Origin of the sequence: Kitasatospora sp. NPDC007106 (assembly GCF_040634455.1) — a bacterium.
Lineage (GTDB): Bacteria > Actinomycetota > Actinomycetes > Streptomycetales > Streptomycetaceae > Kitasatospora > Kitasatospora arboriphila.
The window spans coordinates 1-6,945 of record NZ_JBEYFP010000299.1; the positions used below are offsets into that span (position 1 = coordinate 1).

The following is a 6,945-nucleotide window of genomic DNA, read 5'->3' on the forward strand; positions in this document are numbered from 1 at the left end:
GCGCCGCTGCCGGCGCCGGCGACCAGCGCCCGGTCTGTGGAGTCGGTGAGCGCCTCCTCCAGGACGGCGCGGACGGTGCCCTCGGGCAGGCCGGTGCCCTCGGCCGAGAGGATCAGCCAGGAGTCGGCCGTCTCGGGGCGGCCGCCCTCGTACTTGGCGGCCATCGTGGCGGAGGCCTGCAGCGCGCGGGAGATCTCCAGCGGGTCGGCGTCCTGGCGGAGCAGGGTGAGCACCTCGTCGGCGATCCGGCGGCGCAGCCGGCGGCCCTCGTCGCGGCGGGTGCGCTCGGCGGCGACCAGCCGGGCGAGGTTCTCGGCGAGCTGCTGGCGCTTGGCCGTCCACTCGGTGACGTCGCCGGCGACCACGAGCAGCCAGTCGGCGAGCGGGGCCTCGGCGCCGGGGTCGGCGGGGGCGGGCAGCAACGAGTAGGCGCCGACCGCGAGGCGGGCGCGGTGCGGGGGGCGGCGGCGCTGGCGCTGGGCGGCGAGGTGGGCGCGGACGAGCTGGTCGCGGTCCTCGGCGGAGAGCCGGTCGGCCGGTCCGGCGACCACCCGGCCGGTGGGGGCGATCACCCAGCAGTCCAGGTCGAGGTCGCCGCCGAGCAGGTCGAGCACGGCGTCCAGGCCGCCGCCGCCGGCCGCGGAGACCAGCAGCCGGTGCCGGTCGACCAGGGCGGCGAGGTCGGCGGCCCGGTCGGCGGAGACCTGGCGGCCGATGTACTCGGCGACGGCGCCGAAGGCGACGTCGTCGGGCACCACGAGCAGCGGCATCCGGTGCCGGCGGCAGGCCTCGACCAGGTCCTCGGGGACGGGTCCGACCTCGGCCTCGCCGGCGGCCAGGGCGACCGCCCCGCCGGCCGCGATGGTGCGGACGAACCGCTCGGAGTCGTCCGGGCCGGTGCGCCAGAGCATGCCGGTGAGCACCAGTTCGCCGCCGTGCAGGTAGCGGCCCGGGTCCTGGAGGTCGGTGGTCATCACACCGCTGACCTGCCGGTCGAGCTCTTCCTCGGCGGCGAGCAGCCGAAGCCGCGGGGCGCCGGGGGCGAGCAGGTCGCGGACACGCATCCGCAGACTCCTTCGTGCTGGAGGGTGGGGGTCGGGTGGATGTGGGGCCTCACAGTGTGCACCAGGTCCGCGGCCCTCGGCGGAACGTCCCGCGCGGCCGACCGGTCACGGGCCCGTCGCCTCTCCGTCACGGCCGGATTACGGTCGTAGGTGGCGGTAGGGAAACCGCTGGACTGGGCAATTGTCAGCCTTAGAGGAACGTACAGGATGCCGGGCGGGACCGGCGCGCGGGCTTCATGCCATCGGTGACTGCCAGTGGGCCCCGTCACAGCGGTTCACTGGCCACACGCCACCGGAACAACCCGGTGACCGGAGCTCAACGCCGAGGCAACGAAGCGGTAGCAAGGTCCGAACACCGAGTTCGGGGCACTGTGCCCACTGTCCGGTTGGCGACGACTTGAGGAGACACCCGCATGGAGTTCCTTCGGCCCGCTACGTGGGACGAGGCGCTCGCGGCGAAGGCTGAGTACCCGACCGCGCTGCCCATCTCCGGGGGCACGGACGTCATGGTCGAGATGAACTTCGACGTGCACCGGCCATCCGCGATTCTCGACCTGAACCGCATCGGCGACCTCGCCACCTGGTCGATCGACGGCGACACCGTGAGACTGGGCGCCGCGGTTCCGTACAGCCGGATCATCGACGAGCTGTCCGGACCGCTGCCCGGCCTGGCGCTGGCGGCGCACACCGTCGGCTCGCCGCAGATCCGCAACCGGGGCTCCGTGGGCGGCAACCTCGGCGCCGCCTCGCCCGCCGGCGACTCGCACCCCGCACTGCTGGCGGCCGGCCGGGACGTCCTCGTGGAGGCGGCCTCGGTGCGCGGCACCCGGCTGATCCCGATCGACGACTTCTACACCGGCGTCAAGCGCAACAGCCTGGAGGCCGACGAGCTGATCCGCGCCGTGCACATCCCGGTGGCGGACGGCCCTCAGCAGTTCTCCAAGATCGGCACCCGCAACGCGATGGTGATCGCGGTCTGCGCGTTCGGTTTCGCGCTGCACCCGAAGAGCCGCACGGTCGGCAGCGGCATCGGCTCGGCCGCCCCCACCCCGCGCCGCGCGGTGGAGGCCGAGGAGTACCTGCAGGGCGTGCTCGCCGAGCGCGGCCTGTGGGAGTCGGGCGACCTGCTGGGCGCCGAGGTGATCCAGCGGTTCGGCGAGCTGGTCCGCGCCGCCGCGTCCCCGATCGACGACGTCCGCGGCACCGCGGACTACCGGAAGCACGCGCTGGCCGTGATGGCCCGCCGCACGCTGACCTGGACCTGGAACGACTACAGCAAGCAGATCAGGAGCGCGGCATGAGGGTCACGTTCACCGCCAACGGCAAGCCCGTCGAGGCCGACGACGTCTGGGAGGGCGAGAGCCTCCTGTACGTGCTGCGCGAGCGGGTCGGCCTGCCGGGTTCGAAGAACGCCTGCGAGCAGGGCGAGTGCGGCTCCTGCACCGTCTACCTGGACGGCGTGCCGGTCTGTTCCTGTCTGGTCGCGGCCGGCCAGGTGCAGGACCGCGAGGTCCGCACCGTCGAGGGCCTGACCGAGGAGGGCGGCGAGCTGGGCCTCGTCCAGCAGGCCTTCGTCGACGCGGGCGCCGTGCAGTGCGGCTTCTGCACCCCCGGTCTGCTGGTGCAGACCGACGCGCTGCTGGCCCAGGACCCGCAGCCGAGCGACACCGACATCCGCGAGGCGCTGTCGGGCAACCTGTGCCGCTGCACCGGCTACGAGAAGATCATGGACGCGGTGCGGCTCGCCTCCGCCCGCACCTGCGCGAAGGCGGTCTCCGAATGAGCGGCACCCGCACCATCCAGGGCCAGAAGAACCTGCAGAACATCCACCAGGCGAGCAAGGACGGCATCGGCGGCTCCCCGCTGCGCCCGGACGGCACCCTGAAGGTCAAGGGCGAGTTCGCCTACTCCTCGGACATGTGGCACGAGGACATGCTGTGGGGCATGGCGCTGCGCTCGCCGCACCCCCGCGCCAACATCCTCTCGGTGGACGTCTCCGAGGCGCTCAAGGTGCCCGGCGTCTACGCGGTGCTGACCCACGACGACATCCCCGGCTCCAAGTACTACGGCCTGGAGATCCAGGACCAGCCGGCGCTGGCCATCGACAAGGTCCGCTACCACGGCGAGGCGATCGCCCTGGTCGCGGCGGACCACCCGGAGACGGCCCGCCGCGCGGTGAAGAAGATCAAGGTCGAGTACGAGGTGCTCACCCCGATCACCACCGAGGAGCAGTGCCTCGACCCGGAGACGTACGGCTACGTGCACGAGCCGCACGAGTACAAGTCGCACGGCTCCGGCAACATCTGCCACAGCCAGAAGCTGGTCTCCGGCGGCGGCGTGACCGACGAGATCCGCGCCATGGCGGACGTCATCGTCAAGGGCACCTACGAGGTCGGCATGCAGGACCAGGCCTTCCTCGGCCCGGAGTCCGGCCTCGCGGTGCCCGCCGAGGACGGCGGCGTCGACCTGTACATCGCCACCCAGTGGCTGCACGTGGACCGCCAGCAGATGGCGCCGGTGCTGGCCCTGCCGGAGGAGAAGGTCCGGCTCACGCTGGCCGGCGTCGGCGGTGCCTTCGGCGGCCGCGAGGACCTGTCGATGCAGATCCACGCCTGCCTGCTGGCCCTGCACACCGGCAAGCCCGTCAAGATCGTGTACTCCCGCGACGAGTCCTTCTTCGGCCACGTGCACCGCCACCCGGCGAAGATGACCTACGAGCACGGCGCCACCCGGGACGGCAAGCTGGTCTTCGCCGACTGCCGGATCGTGCTGGACGGCGGCGCGTACGCCTCGGCCTCCCCCGCGGTGGTCGGCAACGCCGCCTCGCTCGGCCACGGCCCGTACGTCATCCCGAACGTGCGGATGGAGGCGATCGCCCTCTACTCCAACAACCCGAGCTGCGGCGCGATGCGCGGCTTCGGCGCGGTGCAGGCCTGCTTCGGCTACGAGTCGCAGATGGACAAGCTGGCCGCCGAGCTGGGCATGGACCCGGTGGAGCTGCGCCAGATCAACGCCGTCACCCAGGGCGACTTCATGCCGACCGGCCAGGAGATCGACGCGCCCGCCCCCGTCGCCGAGCTGCTGCAGCGGGTCAAGGACATGCCGCTGCCGCCGCCGCTGGACCTGGAGAACCTGGACGTGCGCACCCTGCCCGGTGCACTGTCCAACACCTCGCACGGCGAGGGCATCGTCCGCGGCATCGGCTACTCGGTCGGCATCAAGAACGTCGGCTTCTCCGAGGGCTTCGACGACTACTCCACCGCCCGGGTCCGCCTGGAGGTCATCGGCGGCGAGCCGGTCGCCATGGTGCACACCGCGATGGCCGAGGTCGGCCAGGGCGGCGTCACCGTGCACGCCCAGATCGCCCGCACCGAGCTCGGCGTCGAGCAGGTCACCATCCACCCGGCCAACACCGAGGTCGGCTCGGCCGGCTCCACCTCCGCCTCCCGCCAGACCTACATGACCGGCGGTGCGGTGAAGCTGGCCGCCGAGGCGGTCAAGCAGGCGCTGATCGAGAAGGGCCGGCGCCGCTACGGCTGGGAGCACAAGGACATCACCCTGGTCGGCGGCAAGGTCGTCTCGGAGACCGGCGGCGTGCTCGTCCCCATGGTCGACCTGCTCGGCGACGAGGCGATCGACCTGACCCGCGAACACCACCACCGGCCGACCGTGCCGTTCGACAAGGAGACCGGCCAGGGCTTCGGCCACGTCCAGTACACCTTCTGCGCCAACCGCGCGGTGGTCGACGTGGACGTGGAGCTCGGCCTGGTCAAGGTGGTCGAGCTGACCGCGGCCCAGGACGTCGGCAAGGCGCTGAACCCGCTCTCGGTGATCGGCCAGATCCAGGGCGGCTGCACCCAGGCGCTCGGCCTCGCCGTGATGGAGGAGATCGTCGTCAAGGACGGCAAGGTGCGCAACGCCTCCTTCACCGACTACCTGATCCCCACCATCCTGGACACCCCGCCGATCCCGGTGGACATGCTGGAGCTCCCCGACCCGCACGCCCCGTACGGACTGCGCGGCGTCGGCGAGGCCCCCACCGTGTCGGCCACCCCCTCGATCGTCGCGGCGATCCGCAACGCCACCGGCCTCGCCCTCAACCGGGTGCCGGTCCGGCCGGAGCACCTCACCGGGACGCTCTAGCCACACCGCGCAGGACCTCCCCGGGGCGGCGACACGTCTTCCCCGCCGCCCCGGGGGCGCACCACAACTCCACACACCGGATGTGCTCCACCCGCTTCCCCACCCACGCCGGGGCCCGGCAGCGGCACGCACCACCCCATCCGGTACGCGGACCCCCGCGTACCTCCGTGAGTCGAACAGTCCCCCTGTGCCTACCTCCCACAGCCTGGCATTCAGGTCGGCTCGCCCACCCCAACCCCCTTTGAACCTTGGGAGTGGACATGACCCGGATCCCCACAGAGCCCGGTACCACTGAAGACAGACCTGCCACCGACGACGCCCTCACGCCGCCGGTCGTCACCCCGAAGAACCCGCTGGACGCGTACTTCAAGATCTCGGCGCGGGGTTCCACCCTCGCGACCGAGCTCCGGGGCGGCGTCACCACCTTCATGGCGATGGCCTACATCGTCCTGCTCAACCCGATCATCCTGAGCGGGGCGGACGTCAACGGCGTCAAGCTCGACCACTCCGCACTGACGACCGCGACCGCGCTCGCCGCCGCGGTGACCACGATCCTCATGGGCGTGGTCGGCAACGTGCCCCTGGCCCTCGCCGCCGGACTCAGCGTCTCCGGCGCCATCTCCGCACTCGTCGTGCCGCACACCACCTGGCCGCAGGCCTTCGGCCTGTGCGTGATCTACGGCCTGCTGATCGTCCTGCTGGTGGTCTCCGGACTCCGCGAGAAGATCATGAACGGCATTCCGCTGCCGCTCAAGCACGCCATCACCATCGGCATCGGCCTGTTCGTCGCCATCATCGGCCTCTACAAGGCCGGCTTCGTGCACACCGGCGGCCCCACCCCGCTCTCGCTCGGCCCCTTCGGCGAGCTGGCCGGCTGGCCCGTGCTGATCTTCGCGCTGACCCTGCTGACGATCTTCGTGCTGCTGGCCCGCAACGTCCGCGGCGCCATCCTGATCGGCATCGCCGGCGGCACCGTCCTCGCCATGATCGTCAACGCGGTCGCCGACCTGCCCGCCAAGACCTGGGCCAACTCCGCCCCGGTGTGGCCCGGCAGCCCGGTCGCCGCCCCGGACTTCAGCCTGTTCGGCCACGTCGACCTCTTCGGCGCCTTCACCGGCAAGGGCATGGGCGCGATCAGCGCCTCGGTCGCCGTCTTCACCCTGGTGCTGGCCGGCTTCTTCGACGCGATGGCCACCATCATCGGCGTCGGCACCGAGGCCGGGCTCGCCGACAAGAAGGGCCGGATGCCCGGCCTGTCCAAGGCGCTGTTCATCGACGGTGCCGGCGGCGCGGTCGGCGGTGTGGTCGGCGCCTCCGGCCAGACCGTCTTCGTGGAGTCCGCCACCGGCGTCGGCGACGGCGCCCGGACGGGCCTCGCCTCCACCGTGACCGGCCTGTTCTTCGCCGCGATGCTGTTCTTCTCGCCGATCGCCGGCATCGTCCCGGTCGAGGTCGCCGCCGCGGCCCTGGTCGTCATCGGCTCGATGATGATGAGCCAGGCCCGGCACATCGACTGGTCCGACCGCGAGGTCGCCATCCCGGCCTTCCTCACCTGCGTCCTGATGCCGTTCACCTACAGCATCACCGCCGGTGTCGCCGCGGGCGTCATCGCCTACACCGTGATCAAGGCCGGCACCGGCAAGAGCGCGCCCTGCGGCCCGCCCTTGGCGCCGTGGCCGCCGCCCTGCCCGGACACCTCGTCGAGCGGCAGCCGGGTCGACACCACGGTCGTCCAGCC

5 protein-coding genes are annotated in these 6,945 nt (G+C 72.0%); 4 read left to right on the forward strand and 1 reads right to left on the reverse strand.

Going from position 1 to position 6,945, the window contains the following annotated elements; translation table 11 throughout:
* A partial coding sequence (locus tag ABZ641_RS21385) for a PucR family transcriptional regulator ligand-binding domain-containing protein (protein ID WP_359983946.1) occupies positions 1–1,064 on the reverse strand: 1,064 nt, incomplete at its 3' end.
* Between the two features lie 413 nt (positions 1,065–1,477).
* Between ABZ641_RS21385 and ABZ641_RS21390 the strand changes: the two genes are divergently transcribed.
* The 4 genes from ABZ641_RS21390 to ABZ641_RS21405 form a co-directional block, all read left to right on the forward strand.
* Positions 1,478–2,365: an FAD binding domain-containing protein gene (locus ABZ641_RS21390; protein WP_359983949.1), complete on the forward strand. Its 888-nt coding sequence runs from the start codon at positions 1,478–1,480 to the stop codon at positions 2,363–2,365.
* Positions 2,362–2,847, forward strand: a complete 486-nt coding sequence (locus ABZ641_RS21395; protein ID WP_344627967.1) for a (2Fe-2S)-binding protein — start codon at positions 2,362–2,364, stop codon at positions 2,845–2,847. The genes ABZ641_RS21390 and ABZ641_RS21395 overlap by 4 nt, the downstream gene beginning before the upstream one ends.
* Positions 2,844–5,207: a xanthine dehydrogenase subunit D gene (pucD, locus tag ABZ641_RS21400; protein ID WP_344627966.1), complete on the forward strand. Its 2,364-nt coding sequence runs from the start codon at positions 2,844–2,846 to the stop codon at positions 5,205–5,207. Before ABZ641_RS21395 ends, pucD begins: the two co-directional genes overlap by 4 nt.
* A gap of 260 nt (positions 5,208–5,467) precedes the next feature.
* A partial coding sequence (locus ABZ641_RS21405; RefSeq protein WP_359983953.1) for an NCS2 family permease occupies positions 5,468–6,945 on the forward strand: 1,478 nt, incomplete at its 3' end.